Source organism: Bacillus sp. Leaf49 (genome assembly GCF_001426125.1).
GTDB classification, from domain to species: domain Bacteria; phylum Bacillota; class Bacilli; order Bacillales; family Bacillaceae; genus Bacillus; species Bacillus altitudinis.
Genome location: NZ_LMRK01000007.1, coordinates 1 through 17408, shown reverse-complemented (window position 1 = coordinate 17408; position 17408 = coordinate 1). Strand labels below are relative to the sequence as shown.

Genomic DNA, 17408 nt, shown 5'->3' with positions numbered 1-17408 from the left:
TCGTTCCCTCCTTACCTTGCGACATATCGATCAAGTCGTTTTTCAATTTGGTGTTGAACGAGCGATAGAATGAAGCAGAATACCCAATAGATCAGGGCTGCTTCCATATAAATAAATAAAATTTGATCCAAGTTCGCCGCAGCAATTTCTTGTGATTTACGGAACATCTCTGCCACGAGGATTTGGGAGGCAAGCGATGTATCTTTCACCAAACTGATGAATGAATTAGACAGCGGCGGAATCGATACACGCACTGCCTGCGGTAAAATCACGCGGACGAGCGTTTTGCGATGGGTCATCCCAATCGAATACCCCGCTTCCCATTGTCCTTTTGGAACAGATAGGACGGATGCACGAATAATTTCCGAAGCATACGCACCTACGTTTAAAGAAAAAGCGATGATAGCACTTGGATATGGATCAAGTGTGATATTAAATGTCGGAAAGAAATAGAAAATAATAAACAATTGCACAAAAAGCGGCGTTCCGCGAACAGCCGACACATAGATAGAAAAAATCCATCTGAGCGCTTTGATTTTAGACATTCTAGCAAGAGCTGTCACAAGCGCAATAAAAAGACCAATGATAAAAGCAATGATGGCGAGGGGAATTGTATAATAAATTCCCTGCATCACCATTGGCCAAAAAGATTGCTGAAGAAGATCCCAAGGAATGACGACTCCTAGGGTATTACTTTGTAACATCTTCACCAAACCATTTCTTAGAAATCTTAGCGAGTGTACCGTCTTTCTTCATTTCTTTTAGTGCGCCATTCACTTTGTCAACGACTTCGCCGCTGCCTTTTCTGAAGGCAAAATACGTTTCTTGTGGATCTCCTGTTTCAAATGCAACTTTTAGGTTTTTGTTACCGCTTGTTTTCAAGTAATTCAAGACAGCTAATTTATCATTGAACGTCAAATCAGCACGCCCTTGCTGAATCAATTGAATGGATTGTGCAAGACCTTCAACCCCTTCAATTTTAGCGCCAGCATCTGTAGCTAATTTATTGTAGTTACTTGTTAATGATTGTGCTGCTTTTTTGCCTTTCACATCAGAAAGTTTCTTGATGTCATTGTTATCTGATTTTGTCACAACAATGGCTTGAGACGTTGTGTATTTATCAGAGAAATCATATTGATTTTCACGTCCAGTTTTACCAACTTGGTTCGCTACCACATCAAAACGTTTAGAATTCAGACCAGCAAACATGCTGTCCCATTGTGTTTCTTTGAATTCTGGTTTTAAGTCAAGACGTTTTGCGACTTCTGTGATGACCTCGACATCATAGCCAGTTAATTTATCTGTTTTTTTGTCATGGAAGGTGAAAGGAGCATATGTACCTTCTGTACCGATGGTTAATACGCCTTTATCCTGAATGGACTTCCAAAGGTCACCTGATTCCTTAGACCCAGATTGTTTATTTGCGCTGTCGTTTGCAGCTGATCCACATGCTGTGATCAATGCAACACAAGCGCCTAAAATAATGGCAAAGAACATTTTTTTCATTTTATTCCCCACTTTTCTTGTTGGTATTTACAACATATGATCTTACAGAGAAGCAACCTAAAAGTAAAGCATTTGAAACTAGCTTGAGCGAATCTCACCAACTTTATGCCCTGAACTGGTTGAACGGATAAACGATAGAACTATACCCAAAACAAAAGGTGGATAAAACCAAACGCATTCTCAAACGATGATGAAGAGAGTTCGATTGATGAGAATGTGAGATAGACTACTTAATGGTAAAATATGCTATGATTTTCACATCAAAAGAAGTTTATGTGGGTGTTGATCAGTCGACTTAAATGACTTTTTAAAGTACACGATTCTCCAGTGAACAAACGGAATAAAAGGGAAGTGTGATCATTTGCATACATCGAAACAAAAACCTGTCATGATTTTAGTACACGAAATATACGGAATAAATGATCATATGAAGAGTATGATCGATCATTTTGACAAAGCTGGTTTTGAGGTTTATTGTCCTCATTTATTAGGACAGGCTAAACACTTCCCTTATGCCAGTGAGAATGAGGCATATGAATACTTTATGAATAAAGTTGGTTTTGATGAATCGGTAAAGGTCGTATTGAATGTGGCAAAAGAGTTAAAAACGAAAAATGCAGAGAGAGACATATGTCTGATAGGTTTTAGTGTGGGGGCAACAATTGCTTGGCAATGCAGCAAATATGATCAGTTGTTTACCGGAGTCATTGGATTTTATGGTTCACGGATAAGAGATTTTCTCGATATGACGCCTGCCTGCAATACGCTGTTATTTTTCCCGGAAGTTGAAGTATCTTTTAACCCTCGGGAAGTTGCGAATGTTTTGGAAAAAAAGGAAAAGCTTTGCGTGAAAATAGTAAAGGGGCAGCATGGGTTGGCCAATCCAGATTCTACGACTTTTCACGCTGAATCTAAAAATCGCTGCTTTCAAGATATAGATGGTTTTATTAAAGAGTGTCTACAAAAGGAAAATGACTCATGACTGTTTGAAATGAGACTCGAATAGAGGGAAATGAAACCAGTGTGTCATGTAAGTTTGCATGCTGGTTTTTTCGTGCAATTCTTTTGGATATAAGGCATCCTATCAAATGATCAGAATGACCGTATAGTTGTGCGAACATTACTAAAATAAAGACTTTGTAACAGTGACGATAGAAGGAAGCATATTTATTATAAAAGATGTATAATTAGTAGGTTGTTTTGAAAATGGAATAATCACATGGAGACATGTTTTGATAACAGAACATCTTAGAAGAAGGAGGGCATCATTGTGGATGTTGGACAAAATCAGCCCGAACAATTGAAAAGGGCGATGACCTCCCGCCATTTATTTATGATTTCTCTTGGCGGTGTCATTGGGACAGGCTTTTTCCTTGGAACAGGCTATACGATTGGACAAGCAGGGCCAGTTGGAGCTGTTCTTTCCTATATAGTGGGCGGATTGATTATGTATTTAACCATGCTGTGTCTTGGAGAGCTGTCAGTCGCGCTTCCTGTGTCGGGGTCGTTTCATACGTATGCGACGAAATTTGTGAGTCCTGCAGCAGGATTTGCTGTTGGCTGGATTTATTGGCTTGGCTGGGCAGCTACTGTGGCGCTGGAATTTTTATCAGCAGGGCAGCTGATGAGACGCTGGCTTCCACAAGTGGATGTGTGGATTTGGTGTCTCATATTTGGGCTGTGTTTGTTCTTATTAAATGCCAGGTCAGCGAAAGCGTTCGGGGAGTCGGAGTTTTTCTTTTCAACCATTAAGATTGTTGCCATCTTACTATTTATTGGCGTAGGCGGAGCGGCGATGTTTGGTTTTATTCAAACGACGAGCGGGGAACCAGCTCCTTACTTTAGTCATTTTGTGAGTGACGGTCTGTTTCCGAATGGCTTGCTGGCCGTTGTCGTCACGATGATCACGGTGAATTTTTCGTTTCAAGGGACGGAGCTGATCGGGATTGCGGCAGGAGAAAGTGAAAATCCGGAGAAAACCGTACCTCGCTCTATTCATCAGACGGTTTGGCGCACCCTTGTCTTTTTCGTTTTATCTATTTTTGTCTTAGCGGGTATGGTGCCTTGGAAAGAAGCGAGTGTGCTGCAAAGCCCATTTGTCACTGTGTTTGAGAGAACGGGCATTCCTTATGCGGCAGATATCATGAACTTTGTCATTATCATTGCTTTATTATCTGTGGCGAACTCTGGCCTATATGCCTCTACGAGAATGCTGTACTCTTTGTCGAAGGAAGGAATGGCAGGGAGGGCGTTTAGACGAGTCAATCAGCGGGGCATCCCGATGAATGCCTTACTGCTCACTTTCCTGTTTACAGGTATTTCGTTATTATCAGGATTCTTTGCAGAGAAAACCGTTTTTGCTTGGATCGTGTCAATTGCGGGCATGAGTGCCCAAACAGGCTGGATTACGATTACATTATCACAGCTGCTTTTCCGCAGAAGATATTTGAAAGCAGGCGGAAAGCTGGAAAACCTAAAATTTAAAACCCCTCTTTATCCGGCACTGCCGATTATTGCGATCACGCTGAACTCGATTGTGCTAATCAGTCTTGCCTTTGATGCGGAGCAGCGGATTGGGCTGTATGTCGGCGTACCGCTCATGATCATTGGATATGTTGTCTATCACCGCTATGTGAAAAAACATCAGGTGAAAAGTGAACCGCTCCAGCTGCAAATCCACGGAGATGATGAGATTCGGTTTTAATTCAAAAAAAGAAGCCTTCCCATTTGGGAGGCTTCTTTTTCAAATTAATGCACGCCTTTCATCGCTTTCTTAATCACCGGTGTAAGCAGAAGCATAACGCCACATAAAACGATAGCGAGCATGCCGATGATCCCGAAATAGACGGTTTCTGGCACTTTATCAAACAGCTTGACCACTTGCGCATTAATCGCCTGTGCCATTGCATTTGAAAGGAACCAAAGGCTCATCGTTTGCGCTGAGAAGGCAGCAGGTGCCAGTTTTGTTGTCGCTGACAGCCCAACTGGTGATAAGCAAAGTTCTCCGATGACGACAAGGAAGAAGCTGAGAACGAGCCATAATGGACTAACAAGTGTATTCGGACCAGACATGTAGGCAGGAATGATCATGATGATAAAGGATAATCCTGCGAACAGAAGGCCAAGTGAGAATTTAATCGGGGTAGACGGCTGTTTCTTACCGAGTCTGACCCATAACCAAGCAAATACTGGTGACAAGAGCACAATAAAGATTGGGTTCAATGATTGGAACCAAGAAGAGGCTAATGTCATGCCAAGGAAATTCAAGTTTGTTCGCTGATCTGCATATGTGGCTAAGATATTTGAGCCTTGTTCTTGAATGGCCCAGAACATCACCGCAGCTAGGAACAATGGAATATAAGCGAGTACCCTCGACTGCTCCACTGCACTCGTTTTTTGACTAAAATACATCACAATAAAATAAACAATTGGAATTAGCACACCAAGGACACTGACAAACCAAGTGAATAGATTAATCGTGAGCGCTCCTGTTTGAATGCCGATGACAGCAAAAACAGCAAGTACAATCAAGATCAATGTACCGAAAATTTTGAAGTTCTTGCGTTCAGTAGCTGATAGCGGATTTGTGACATAAGTGCCAGCAAGTCCAAGATTCGGCTTTTTCGTGATGACAAACGTAATCAGTCCAACAAGCATACCAACGGCAGCGAGTGAGAAACCAAGGTGGAAATTCACTTTTTGACCGAGTGTTCCGACAATTAATGGGGCAATAAAACCACCCATATTGATCCCCATATAGAAAATACTGAATCCAGAATCCCTGCGAGGGTCTGTTTTTGTATACAGGTCACCGACTATGTTTGATACGTTCGGCTTTAGGAGACCTGTCCCAATAATAATCAGCCCCATACTAATAAAGAGCGCTGTTGCTCCGCTAGGTAGTGCCAAAATGACATGACCAAGCATAATGAATACCCCGCCATAAAAGACCGTACTGGACGAACCAAATACCCGGTCGGCGAGCCATCCGCCAATAATACCTGACATGTAGACAAGCGCACCATAGACAGACATGATCGAATTAGCGGTTGTCTGGTCGAAACCAAGACCGCCTTTTGTCACCTCTGTGTACATATAATAAATAAGCAGTGCACGCATGCCATAATAAGAAAAACGCTCCCAAAATTCAGTGAAAAACAGTGTGTAAAGTCCTTTAGGATGTCCAAAAAACCCTTTTTGAGGAACACTTTTAACAATTTTATCGTGGTCAATTGTAGACATGGCATAGATCCTTTCTTAAAAAAAGAGATATGAGAAAAATGATATTCTTGTATAGTTCTTGTGTCAATATAAAACTATTCTAAAACAGGAAAATGTTAGTTTAATAGGCGTAAAGACTCAAAAAAAATGAAAAATTCGCTCAAGTGAAAATCATCGGAAAGTTATTCCAGAAGAATTTATATAAAATTTGAAATATCGTACAAGCAAACCTTTCCCACATGCATAGGATGACAAGAGGACATGTGTAAAAAGGAGGGGTTTTCATTGGGGGATGTAAATGAATCTGATCTGAAGAAACCCGTTGTCAATGTATTAGACTTTGGCGTGATTGCTGACGGGAAAACGGACTGTACAGCGAAACTGAACGAATGCCTGGAATGGACAAAAGCACAGGGTTACTCCCATGTCTGGTTGCCGAGTGGAACGTATCTAATAGATGCGGTGTACAGGGGGGATCAATTTTTTCCTTTTCGTAATGCCGGCATACGAGTGCCAAGTCATATTTGTATTGAGATGGCATCAGATGCCGTTATCAAAGTGAAACCAAATGATTCGTGGGGATATGCAGCCTTTTATATAGGAGAGGTAGAGCATGTGACCATTCGGGGCGGGCGGATTGAAGGCGACCGTGATGAACATGTGTACAAGGTACTCCCGCCAGAAAGAAAAACACATGAATGGGGCTTCGGGGTGTGTATTGAAGGTGCTTCCCATGTGAATATCGATCGTGTTCAAATCAACAATTGTACGGGAGACGGCATCATTGTCAGTCCGCACGGTTTATTGACCCATATCGAATCGTACTCGCCAGCTTCGTCTATTCATATTTCTGTCTGCACCATCACTGACTCAAGGCGAAACAATATTTCTATTACAGGCTGTGATGGTGTCATTGTGGAAGACTGTTTGCTTGAAAGGGCAGGGGTAAACGGGGTCGAGCCAAAAATGGGCATTGATATTGAAGGATACGGAGAAAATGCGACCAACTTGGAGGAACCGCTGAATATTCAAATTCGAAACAACATAGTCAGAGGCGGCGCAGCCAGCTCTATCTATAATTTCAATGGCTATGGTGTGATCATTGAAGGCAATCAAACGGACAGCAGTATCTCCTATGGCTTCGCCACTGAAATGATCATTGCGAATAATTTGATTCGTGCAGTGGGAGGGGGCGTGACAAAAGCAGGGATTACGAGCTTAGGCGTGCCGCTTGATCAATCGGAAAACAATGTGATCATTATTGGCAATATGATTGAAGGATTTGAAAAGGGGATTGATGTGAGGGGAGACAGCGTGCACATCACAGGTAATAAAATCAGTCTTTTTGAAGATGCGGCTGTGTCTGTCTATATGGCCAATCGTATTTTAATAGAAGGAAACCATATTGAGTCAGGGACAAACACACGGCTTAGAAGTACATCGCTGCGTATTTATCAATCAGACAGCATTGTCTTTTCAAACAATACCGTCTACTCTGTCATCGATGCGGCGATGGTCAGAGGAACGAATATCTTAATTCAACATAATCAATTCAAGGAATTCAGCCGAGGGATATGGGTGCAGGAAGGAGAAGCGGGGATCAACGGCAATCACTTTATTCAAGAAGGACATTCACAGCTCGCATCTTCGTATACGATCAGCGTGACAGGAAATGCAAAGGCTTTCATATGGCAGAATCGTTTTAAGCACTATCAAAGCTACGCCGTCTACAGCAATACGACCGCTCCTTTAGAGATTAAAGACAATTCCTTTGAAGAAACGTCCTTATATGTGGTGATGTATATTAAAAATGGCTCACCTCAAATTGGAGATAACCGCTTTTATTTAAATCGTTCGATCGGACAGCCGACAGCCGTTTTTCTTGATGAGGTTGTCTCAGCACGTGTGCTGCGGAATAACATCATTAATCTCTCTCCTCAAAAAGCGATTGCCGTCCGCACCATATCTTCCACTCATTCGGTGATTGCCCATAACGTACTGGAGCGCAGTCAACTGATGACGCACTCCACGGACCGGCTCATCGGAAATATTGAAATTGATCCGCCGTAAACGCCTGTAAAACCCTTTTTTTGGAGGTTCAGAAGGCGGTTGACAATCATGTAAAAAGGGCATATAGTAATAATTATTTTTCATTTTTCACAACATTTGCCCTTTTTTTATGGATAAAACCGATTAATTCAATCAGAAAAATGTATCTTGTAAAATAATCACTTGATACAAGGAAGATATAGAAAGGATGAAGAACAAGTGTCACAGCCGAAACGGAAGCTCAAGCTAGGCGTATTCATCGCAGGAACTGGACATCATGTCGCCTCTTGGAGACATCCGAAAGCAGTACCAGACGCAGCCATGAATCTTGATTACTTTAAACAATTAGCGAAAAAGGCCGAGGAAGGGAAGCTGGATTTGCTCTTTTTAGCCGACAGCTTATCAATTAATCATACATCTCATCCAAATGTATTAACGAGATTTGAACCGCTCACCCTGCTTTCTTCGATTGCAGAGTCTACCTCAACAATTGGTTTAGCAGCAACAGCATCAACTACATACAGTGAGCCATTCCATATTGCGAGACAGTTTGCCTCACTCGATCATTTATCAGGCGGACGAGCAGCATGGAATGTGGTCACGTCTTCTATTGAAGAAACAGCGAAAAATTTTAGCGGAGAAGAGCATTTAGCGCACCACAAACGATACGAACGAGCTGAAGAATTCGTCGATGTCGTCAAAGGTCTGTGGGATTCTTGGGAAGAGGACGCACTTATCAGAAACCAAGAAACAGGAGAATTCTTTGAGTCTAGTAAGCTTCATGAGCTGCAGCACAAAGGTGAATTCTTCTCCGTACGGGGTCCGCTTAACGTATCACGCACCCCTCAAGGACAGCCGGTGATCATTCAAGCAGGGTCTTCTGAAGATGGTCAAAAGCTTGCGGCTAAAACGGCTGAGCTCATTTTCACGGCACAAAACGATCTCGACAAAGCGAAGGAATTTTACCAAAGCTTGAAGGGAAAAGTAGAGGCTGCTGGACGAGCGAGAGAAGATGTCAGCATCATGCCGGGCATCTTCCCAATCATTGCCGATACAGTAGAAGAGGCAAAAGCGAAGTATGAAGAATTACAAGAGCTGATTGTTCCAGAGGTCGGCCTTAGCATTTTACAAAACTACTTAGGGGGTATTGATCTTTCGCAGTATCCACTAGACGGACCGCTTCCAGAGATTGATCCAAGCGCGTCAAATGCCGTGAAAAGCCGCTTTGACCTTGTGATGAATATGGCGAGAAAGGACAACCTGACTATTCGCCAGCTTTACCAATCTGTTGCAGGGTCCCGTGGGCACCATATCTTCATTGGAACACCAGAGCAACTAGCAGATGTGATGGAGACATGGCTCGTTGAGGAAGCAGCCGACGGTTTTAACGTGATGCCGCCATTATTGCCAGAAGGACTTGATGCCTTCGTAGATCGCGTCGTTCCGATCCTTCAGGAAAGAGGCCTGTTCAAAACAGAATACACAGGACAAACTTTACGAGAAAATCTCGGATTAAAACAGCCAAAAAATCACTACACGACATAAAGGTGAGGTGACTAACGTTGGGATATACGTTTCGTCTGGCAACTGAGGATGATATAGAAGCGTTGCTTGAACTGACAACAAGAGCCTATGAACCGATTCGTGAGCTCGGCATTCAGTTCCAAGCAGCACATGCAGATATCGCCCTCGTTCAGAAAAATGTACAAAAGAACCTTTGCTATGTAATGGAAGAAAACGGAGAGCTTCTCTCCACCTTATCACTCCGTATGCCTTGGGGAGAACAGCCAGGACCATTCGGCGTTCCGCATATATGGTGGTTTGCTTCAGAACCAGCGGCAAAAAAAGGCACAGGCTCAGCCTTGCTTGAGTGGGTTGAAACGGAAGTGCTAAGGGACACACTAAAGGTACCATATGTCTCTCTCGGTACAGCTGATAAGCATCCGTGGCTCATGGACATGTATGAGCGTAAAGGCTATGTCAGAGCAGGTGAAAAGGATCTAGGCAAAGGCCATATCACCATTTATTTTAAAAAACAATTACGATCAGATATTACACAACCATAAGAGGAAAGAAGGGTGTACGAACATGAAAAACAAAAAGTGGCTAGTTGTTTTATTTGCGGCAATGCTTGCGGTGTTAGCGGCATGCGGCGGGGGCAATCAGAGTGAAGGCAAAGATGAGAAAGTGCTTAAAGTGGGCGCTACAGGCCAAAGCTATCCATTTGCTTATAAAGAAAACGGCAAACTAGTAGGATTTGATGTCGAGGTCACAGAAGCCATTGCGAAAAAGCTAGGCTACAAACTAGACTGGCAGCTGAGTGAATTCAGCGGACTGATGGGCCAGCTGACATCTGGGAAGCTGGATACCGTATCAAACCAAGTTGCGATTACAGATGAGCGTAAACAAACGTTCAACTTTACAGATACGTATGCATACGCAGGAACACAAATCATTGTCAAGAAGGACAACAAGGACATTAAAGGACTTGACGACTTAAAAGGAAAAACGGTGGCGGCTGTTCTTGGCTCAAACCATGCCAAAAACCTAGAGAGCAAAGACCCAGACAAGAAAATCAACATCAAAACATATGAAACACAAGACGGTGTCTTAAATGAAGTTGCAAATGGCCGTGTAGATGCTTACGTCAACGGACGCAGTGTCTTGTTAGCTCAAATTGAAAAAACAGGACTTCCACTCAAAATCGTCGGCAACCCAATCGTATATGAAGAAGTCGGCTACCCATTTGCCAAAGATGAAAAGCACGACAAGCTAAGAGAAGAATTCAATAAAGCGATCAAAGAATTAAGAGAAGACGGAACACTGAAGAAATTGTCTGAGAAATATTTCAAAGACGATGTCACAGTGCCGATTAAAAAATAACAACAGCGGCGGTGAAAAGCAGACATGAATCACATTGATTGGCAGTATATGGTGACGGTTTTTCCAACCTTGATTCAATACTTGCCGATAACGATCTTCATGGCGATTGTCTCCATGGTATTTGCCATTATCATTGGTGTGGTATTCGCGCTTATAACGAAAAACCGGATACCTGTCTTATACCAATTTGCCAAGCTGTATATTTCTTTTTTCAGAGCGGTTCCAACTTTGGTTCAGCTCTTTCTCATTTATTTTGGTCTTCCGCAGCTATTCCCTGCGATGACCTCAATGGATGCTCTAACAGCGGTCATTATCGGTTTAAGTATTAAAAACTCAGCGTACTTAGCAGAAATTTTTAGAGCGGCTCTTAATTCAGTGGATGAAGGGCAGCTTGAGGCCTGTTTATCTGTCGGCATGACAAGATGGCAGTCTTACGTCAGAATTATTTTCCCGCAGGCCGTCAGAAATGCCATTCCAGCGACGGGGAATACCTTTATTGGTCTTTTAAAAGAAACATCGCTTGCCTTTACCATTGGGGTGGCAGAAATGTTTGCGCAAGGGAAAATGATTGCATCGGCCAACTATAAGTACTTTGAAACGTATTTAGCGGTTGGCATTGTGTATTGGGTGCTCACCATCATTTATAGTTTCCTGCAAGACCTATTTGAACGAAAAATCAGCAAACCTTACCGGAATTAAGGAGGTGTGGACATGATCAAGCTCACCAATTTGAAAAAATCATTCGGCGACCTTGTCGTCTTAGACGGAATTAATCTTGACGTGCAAAAAGGGCAGGTTGTGGCCATTATCGGACCTTCTGGCTCCGGTAAATCAACATTGCTGCGCTGTCTAAATCTATTAGAAACGCCAGATGAAGGTACGATTGAAATTGGCGATGCGAAGCTGAATGCGTCTAAATATACACGTAAAGAAGCCCATCACCTGCGTCAGCAAACGGCTATGGTGTTTCAAAACTATAATTTATTCAAAAACAAAACAGCCTTGCAAAACATTACAGAGTCACTGCTTGTGACGAAAAAAATGACCAAACAGCAGGCAAATGAAATCGGTATGAAGCTATTGAAACAAGTAGGGCTAGAACAAAAAGCGGACAGCTACCCGGTCACACTATCCGGCGGTCAGCAGCAGCGGATTGGCATTGCCCGTGCGTTAGCGGTCGATCCACATGCGATTCTGCTGGATGAACCAACATCAGCACTCGATCCAGAACTTGTCTCAGGTGTGCTTCAAGTCATTAAATCCATTGCCATTCAAGAAACGACGATGATCATCGTGACACATGAAATGGCGTTTGCAAGAGAAGTAGCAGATCATGTGATTTTTATGGCAGATGGTCATATCATTGAGCAGGGAACGCCAACCGAACTATTTGACGAAACGAAGAATGAACGAACAAAACGATTTATCCAAAAAGAAGCAGCGGCTGAAGAAGCATAAGCTGCTTTTTACTCTTTAGAGGGGTGAGTATCAGTGAAATCATTAGGAAATGAAGCTTTAAACAAACGTTTAATTAACATACGCCGAGCGCTTCATGAGCATCCAGAGCTGGCATTTGAAGAATATGAAACGACAAAAAAACTACGAGGCTGGTTAGAAGAGGAAGGGATCACTGTACTCGATTTTCCAGATCTTCAAACAGGGGTCGTTTGTGAAATCAAAGGAGAACAAGAGGGACCAACGATTGCTCTGAGAGCCGATATTGACGCACTTCCAATTGAAGAAGCATCTGGCGAACCATTTTCTTCAAAGATACAGGGGAAAATGCATGCATGTGGTCATGATTTCCATACCGCTTCGATTTTTGGTGCGGCCGTCCTATTAAACGAACGGAAACATGAGCTCAAGGGAACAGTCCGCATTTTGTTCCAGCCGGCTGAGGAAGTGGCGCAAGGAGCGAAACACGTCATAGAGGCAGGCGTCTTAAATGGAGTGGATGCGATATTTGGTATGCACAATAAACCTAACCTGCCAGTTGGCACCATCGGGATAAGAGAAAAAGCATTAATGGCGAGCGTCGATCGCTTTGAAATTGACATTCAAGGAACGGGTGGTCATGCTGGAATTCCAAATCACACAATTGATCCGATTGCCATCAGCGGTCAGATCACAAGCGCCCTACAGCAAATTGTCAGCCGCCGCATTAGTTCTTTGCATCATGCGGTTGTCAGCATCACACGTATTCAAGGTGGCACATCATGGAATGTGATACCTGATCGCGTCGAGATGGAAGGGACCGTTCGGACGTTTGAACCTGAAGTGAGAGCGATGATTCCAGATCTCATGAAACAAATCGTGAGCGGTATCGCAGAAGGGTTTGGCGCAAAGGCAGATGTGAAATGGCATCCGTATTTGCCCTCTGTGATGAATGACGAGCGTTTGACAAAGGTTGTGGAAGAAACAGCAGGAGCACTTGATCTCGCAGTAGTGGAGGCAGAGCAGTCACCAGGCGGAGAAGACTTTGCCCTTTACCAAGAACGCATTCCAGGCTTTTTCGTCTGGATGGGGACGAGCGGTACCGAGGAATGGCATCACCCTGCCTTTACGTTAAATGAAGAGGCAATCCCAGTCGCTGCTGCTTTCTTCTCCGAGCTTGCGGTTCGGGCGTTGGAGTCAAGAACATGGAACTAACGAAACAGCTCGCAGAGGAAGTGCTCTCTGCTGATCCGTTGCAAGATCAACAGGCCATTCAAATGGCTCGAAACGGTTTGTTAGACGCTGCGGCAGCAGCGCTTGCTGCAAAAGAGGATGAAGGGATTCAGAAGCTCATGGCGCTCGTGGAACAAGAAGGCGGCGCGGCTCAAATTCCCGTCATTGGACAAGGGAAGAAGGTCAGCCGCCAAGCAGCAGCCATGCTAAATGGCTACTTGATTCACGCCCTTGATTATGATGATGTGCATTCAGATGTGAGAGGACATCCAAGTGCGGTGATCATTCCGGCCTTGCTTTCCCAGCTGACAGACGGTGAGGCATATGGTGATCGATTTTTAGCAGCCTACATTACTGGCGTCGAAGTGATGGCAAGGCTAGGTGAATCCATCGGTAAGTCGCATTATGAGCGGGGCTGGCATAATACCGGAACGCTCGGAGCCATTGCAGCGGTCTGTGCGATTGGTTATTTGAAACAAGTTTCACAGAAAGAGCTGGCGAAAGCGATCGGCTTTGCTGGTGCGCAATCAGCTGGAATGCGAAAGCAGTTTGGGACTGATATGAAACCATTACAAGCTGGACTCGCCGCTCAAACCGCCGTATGGTCCATGGGTTTAGCTTGCTCAGGTTTTGGCGGGAGTGAATCGCTTCTAGATGGGGAGCTGGGCTTCTTTTCTCTCTATGGGGATCAGAAACTGGCGGAAAGACGTCTGCTAGAGGACTATGGCACTGCGTGGCGTATCGTGTCGCCAGGTCTATGGTTTAAAGTGTATCCGTTCTGTTCAGCGGCGCATCATGCAGCCGATGCGATCGAGTCATTAGTACAAGAACACTCTTCCTTACAGGAGAAGATCGTACAGGTCGACGTCATGTTTCCGCCTGGCGGAGATGCCGCACTTACGGAGCGGACACCTTTGACGGGAGAAGAGGGACGATTTAGTGTCGAGTATGTCATCGCACTAGCAGTGTTTGGACAACCTTTATCACTGGATGCTTTTACGAAAAAAACCATTTCACCAGAGCTGCGGGTATGGATGAAGCGGGTAAATAGAGTGTATGTTCAAACGATAGAGCCCCATCCAGACGCAGTGCCAAAAGGACGATTTACGATTGTAAAGCTCACCTTATCTGACGGCACCACCATCAGCAAACGAGTCGATATTCCTCGGGGAGCACCAGGCTGTGCGTTATCGACAGAAGACATCATACAAAAGTTAAGCAGCGTCACCAGCACATCACAGGCAAAGCAGCTTTTACAGGCGGTTGAAGAGGGGAAAGACGCTGCTTACTTGCAACTGCTGGCATGACAAGGAAAAGGGCTCATCAATCAGATGAGCTCAGCGTGTAGACAAACCCTCGCATAGTACTCGTCCTTCCTAGACTGCAAAGGTTTTCTATCACGCTGAAAAGAAGACAAAGGGCTAAAATCAAGTTCATTTTAGCCCTTTGTCAACAATTTGGGCTCATCAATAAGATGAGCTTTTTTTCATAACAAAAATCAATGAGGTTCACCTCGACACCCAGCTCCATCAAAAAGTATGAATAAAAGATGACCAAAGCATGATAAGTTCATGAAATCGTATCAATCCAATTGAGATTTGAGAAGGAACATGTAAAATAAAGCTACATAAAGAAAAACAAAGGCAACAGCGGAGGCTGATGATGAAAATATTAATGATTGAAGATAACCAGAGTGTTTGTACAATGACGGATATGTTTTTTCAACGAGAAGGATTTCAAGCGGAATTCGTCCATGATGGATTAGAAGGATTGAATCGATTTAAGCAAGAGGAGGATTGGGATCTGCTCATCTTAGATGTCATGCTTCCTTCAATGGATGGTCTGACCATTTGTCAAAAAGTACGCCAGATCAGTGATGTTCCAATTATTATGCTGACAGCAAAGGAAACGGAATCTGATCAGGTGCTGGGCTTCGATCTTGGGGCTGATGATTATGTGACAAAACCCTTTAGTCCGCTCACCTTAATGGCAAGAATCAAAGCAGTGAAACGACGTTTTGCTCAAACAACATCTACTCAAGAAGGAGCGAAAGAGGGTGAACGGCTAGAGACCGAACATTTTCAGTTAGATAAAAAAACGAGAGAAGTGTTTCTAGAGGGGAAACGGATCGAAAATTTAACACCAAAGGAATACGATCTGCTGTGCTTTTTTATACAGCATCCTCGGCAAGTATTTTCACGAGAACAATTGCTTGAGCAAATTTGGGGATACCAATTTTATGGTGATGAACGAACGGTTGATGTTCATATTAAACGGTTGCGCCAAAAAATCGGAGACGGGCCTAAGCCCTTTCTGTATACGGTATGGGGCGTAGGGTATAAGTTCGATGAAGATTAAATATTTTTACCAGTTGCTGATTAGTCACCTTGGGTTATTGCTCATTGCCATCATTATTATCAGCACCTTGATGTCTCATTTTGTGAAAGATATTGCTTATCAAAATAGGGTAGACGAAATGAGTTCGTATGGGAATGAAATTTTGGAGAATTTTAAACAATTGTCGAAAGCCGAGATGAACTTCCGTTTGCGTCCATTTGAAGACATTCTCTCGACGAGACAAATCCGTTTTTTCGTCTTTGATGAAAAAGGGACTGTGCTATCTCAGCAGCAAGAGATGCCGCCGCATGAAGCGTTACTCACAAAAGATTTGTGGGCCAAGCTCGCAAAAGGAGAAGAAATTATTGTCAAGCGAAGTGATTCACGCCGGCTTGATCAAGAAGCATCACTTGTGGCACTTCCTGTCATGGAAGACGGAAAGCTGAAGGGCGGGGTGGTGCTCATAGCTCCTATTCAAGGAGCAGAAGAGCTGATTGCTCAAATGAATCGGTATTTATATATCATCGTGTTTGTGGCATTGACGATTACCTTTATTCTCAGTCTGTTTCTGTCGAAGTTCCATGTGAATCGTATCAAAAAACTGAGAGAGGCAACTGAGAAAATTGCGCATGGTGACTACAACATTCATCTTGAAAACAAACACCTTGATGAAATTGGTACACTAGGTGAGGATTTTAATATGATGGCCAATCGTCTTCAACGGTCAAGAGAGGAAATTGACCGGCTCGAAAAGCGTAGGCGACAATTCATCGCAGATGTGTCTCACGAATTGAAAACACCGCTGACGACCATTCGAGGGTTGGTCGAATGGCTGAATACTGCGGATGTACCGGCAGAAGAGAAAGAGAAATGCTATGCGCTCATCACTGATGAGACAAAACGAATGCTGCGTCTCGTCAATGAAAATATGGATTATGAGAAAATCAGGTCGAATCAAATCACCCTTCAAAAATTTCACTATCCACTCATTGATACGTTTGAAGTGATTAAGGAGCAGCTGAGCCGAATGGCTGAAGAGAAAAACAATCAGCTCATGGTAGAGGTTCACCCTGAACAAAAGGTATACGCAGATTATGACCGGCTCATTCAAATTCTCGTCAACATCACAAAGAACGCCATTCAATTTACAGAAGGCGGCCGCATTTCTTTGAGAGGGAAAGAAGAGAATGGGGAAACGATCATTGAAGTAGAAGACACGGGAATCGGCATTGCACCTGAAGAAGTCAAACACATTTGGGAACGTTTTTATAAAGCGGATATTTCGAGAACGAATACACCATATGGAGAATACGGACTTGGCCTGTCGATTGTCAAGCAGCTTGTGGACTTGCATGACGGACAGATTGATTTAAAAAGCGAAAAACATAAGGGAACAACATTTATCATTCGTTTACCGCTACCACAAGAAAAGGGCTAAACTCCGTTTAGCCTCAGCGTGTAGACAAACCCTCGCATTCGGTGTCAGTCCTGCGTGCCGGTGCTCACGAATGTGAAATTCGCTCCGCGCCGGTACTCGTCTTTCCTAGGGCTGCAAAGGTTTTCTATCACGCTGAAAAGAAGAAAAAGGGCTAAACTCGGTTTAGCCCTCAGGCTGTCGAGAAAATCTCGACAGCTTTATTTTTTCCCTTAAATTTTCCACTATCCCATTTTATAATAGAGAAAAGCATACTAAAGGAAGGTGTTTTTCTCATGTTCCACACTAGAAATTCTTCTCAGCACGAAGC

Annotated in this window: 15 protein-coding genes; 12 read left to right on the top strand and 3 right to left on the bottom strand. The window is 43.6% G+C overall.

All coding sequences use genetic code 11. From position 1 onward, the window contains the following. Positions 1 to 11: 11 nt before the first annotated feature. Together ASG46_RS05545 and tcyA are read right to left on the bottom strand one after the other, a co-directional pair. Positions 12 to 704, bottom strand: a complete 693-nt coding sequence (locus tag ASG46_RS05545; protein ID WP_017366604.1) for an amino acid ABC transporter permease — start codon at positions 702 to 704, stop codon at positions 12 to 14. Further along, positions 691 to 1506, bottom strand: a complete 816-nt coding sequence (gene tcyA, locus ASG46_RS05540) for a cystine ABC transporter substrate-binding lipoprotein TcyA (RefSeq protein ID WP_007498178.1) — start codon at positions 1504 to 1506, stop codon at positions 691 to 693. Before tcyA ends, ASG46_RS05545 begins: the two co-directional genes overlap by 14 nt. A gap of 361 nt (positions 1507 to 1867) precedes the next feature. Here tcyA and ASG46_RS05535 point away from each other — a divergent pair, with 361 nt between their 5' ends. Together ASG46_RS05535 and ASG46_RS05530 are read left to right on the top strand one after the other, a co-directional pair. Continuing rightward, the gene (locus ASG46_RS05535) at positions 1868 to 2488 is read left to right on the top strand and encodes a dienelactone hydrolase family protein (RefSeq protein WP_056703549.1); all 621 of its coding nucleotides are present in this window, start codon (positions 1868 to 1870) and stop codon (positions 2486 to 2488) included. 288 nt (positions 2489 to 2776) lie between these two features. Further along, entirely contained in the window at positions 2777 to 4210 is a 1434-nt protein-coding gene (locus tag ASG46_RS05530; protein WP_039166248.1) for an amino acid permease, read from the top strand. Between the two features lie 44 nt (positions 4211 to 4254). On the opposite strand, the gene ASG46_RS05525 is transcribed toward ASG46_RS05530, so the two are convergent. Continuing rightward, positions 4255 to 5748 carry a peptide MFS transporter gene (locus ASG46_RS05525; RefSeq protein WP_056703546.1) on the bottom strand — a complete coding sequence of 498 codons (1494 nt, stop codon included), beginning with the start codon at positions 5746 to 5748 and terminating at the stop codon, positions 4255 to 4257. 264 nt (positions 5749 to 6012) lie between these two features. On the opposite strand from ASG46_RS05525, the gene ASG46_RS05520 reads away from it, so the two are divergent. The 10 genes from ASG46_RS05520 to ASG46_RS05475 all read left to right on the top strand — a co-directional run bounded on the left by ASG46_RS05520 (position 6013) and on the right by ASG46_RS05475 (position 17101). Then, positions 6013 to 7797 carry a right-handed parallel beta-helix repeat-containing protein gene (locus tag ASG46_RS05520; RefSeq protein WP_056703542.1) on the top strand — a complete coding sequence of 595 codons (1785 nt, stop codon included), beginning with the start codon at positions 6013 to 6015 and terminating at the stop codon, positions 7795 to 7797. Between the two features lie 198 nt (positions 7798 to 7995). Beyond that, the gene (locus tag ASG46_RS05515) at positions 7996 to 9321 is read left to right on the top strand and encodes an LLM class flavin-dependent oxidoreductase (protein ID WP_056703538.1); all 1326 of its coding nucleotides are present in this window, start codon (positions 7996 to 7998) and stop codon (positions 9319 to 9321) included. A 17-nt stretch (positions 9322 to 9338) separates the two neighbouring features. Further along, entirely contained in the window at positions 9339 to 9842 is a 504-nt protein-coding gene (locus ASG46_RS05510) for a GNAT family N-acetyltransferase (protein WP_007498165.1), read from the top strand. A gap of 22 nt (positions 9843 to 9864) precedes the next feature. Continuing rightward, positions 9865 to 10659, top strand: a complete 795-nt coding sequence (locus ASG46_RS05505; protein ID WP_008347268.1) for an amino acid ABC transporter substrate-binding protein — start codon at positions 9865 to 9867, stop codon at positions 10657 to 10659. 24 nt (positions 10660 to 10683) lie between these two features. After that, the gene (locus ASG46_RS05500; protein WP_007498163.1) at positions 10684 to 11358 is read left to right on the top strand and encodes an amino acid ABC transporter permease; all 675 of its coding nucleotides are present in this window, start codon (positions 10684 to 10686) and stop codon (positions 11356 to 11358) included. A gap of 12 nt (positions 11359 to 11370) precedes the next feature. Beyond that, positions 11371 to 12117 (top strand): amino acid ABC transporter ATP-binding protein, encoded by a 747-nt coding sequence (locus tag ASG46_RS05495; RefSeq protein ID WP_007498162.1) that lies wholly within the window; start codon positions 11371 to 11373, stop codon positions 12115 to 12117. A 33-nt stretch (positions 12118 to 12150) separates the two neighbouring features. Further along, entirely contained in the window at positions 12151 to 13308 is a 1158-nt protein-coding gene (locus tag ASG46_RS05490; RefSeq protein ID WP_056703535.1) for an amidohydrolase, read from the top strand. Next, positions 13299 to 14633 carry an MmgE/PrpD family protein gene (locus ASG46_RS05485; protein ID WP_056703532.1) on the top strand — a complete coding sequence of 445 codons (1335 nt, stop codon included), beginning with the start codon at positions 13299 to 13301 and terminating at the stop codon, positions 14631 to 14633. The genes ASG46_RS05490 and ASG46_RS05485 overlap by 10 nt, the downstream gene beginning before the upstream one ends. Positions 14634 to 14988: 355 nt before the next feature. After that, positions 14989 to 15684, top strand: a complete 696-nt coding sequence (locus tag ASG46_RS05480) for a response regulator transcription factor (RefSeq protein WP_017358523.1) — start codon at positions 14989 to 14991, stop codon at positions 15682 to 15684. Next, a complete protein-coding gene (locus ASG46_RS05475) occupies positions 15674 to 17101 on the top strand; it encodes a sensor histidine kinase (protein WP_007498154.1) in 1428 nt (475 codons plus the stop codon). The genes ASG46_RS05480 and ASG46_RS05475 overlap by 11 nt, the downstream gene beginning before the upstream one ends. Positions 17102 to 17408: the final 307 nt, after the last annotated feature.

What these genes read in the sequence shown, in the direction of transcription:
- ASG46_RS05545 (WP_017366604.1), bottom strand. Translation starts at nt 704, where the DNA reads ATGTTACAAAGTAATACCCTAGGAGTCGTCATTCCTTGGGATCTTCTT.
- tcyA (WP_007498178.1), bottom strand. Translation starts at nt 1,506, where the DNA reads ATGAAAAAAATGTTCTTTGCCATTATTTTAGGCGCTTGTGTTGCATTG.
- ASG46_RS05525 (WP_056703546.1), bottom strand. Translation starts at nt 5,748, where the DNA reads ATGTCTACAATTGACCACGATAAAATTGTTAAAAGTGTTCCTCAAAAA.
- ASG46_RS05505 (WP_008347268.1), top strand. Translation starts at nt 9,865, where the DNA reads ATGAAAAACAAAAAGTGGCTAGTTGTTTTATTTGCGGCAATGCTTGCG.
- ASG46_RS05500 (WP_007498163.1), top strand. Translation starts at nt 10,684, where the DNA reads ATGAATCACATTGATTGGCAGTATATGGTGACGGTTTTTCCAACCTTG.
- ASG46_RS05495 (WP_007498162.1), top strand. Translation starts at nt 11,371, where the DNA reads ATGATCAAGCTCACCAATTTGAAAAAATCATTCGGCGACCTTGTCGTC.
- ASG46_RS05485 (WP_056703532.1), top strand. Translation starts at nt 13,299, where the DNA reads ATGGAACTAACGAAACAGCTCGCAGAGGAAGTGCTCTCTGCTGATCCG.
- ASG46_RS05480 (WP_017358523.1), top strand. Translation starts at nt 14,989, where the DNA reads ATGAAAATATTAATGATTGAAGATAACCAGAGTGTTTGTACAATGACG.
- ASG46_RS05475 (WP_007498154.1), top strand. Translation starts at nt 15,674, where the DNA reads ATGAAGATTAAATATTTTTACCAGTTGCTGATTAGTCACCTTGGGTTA.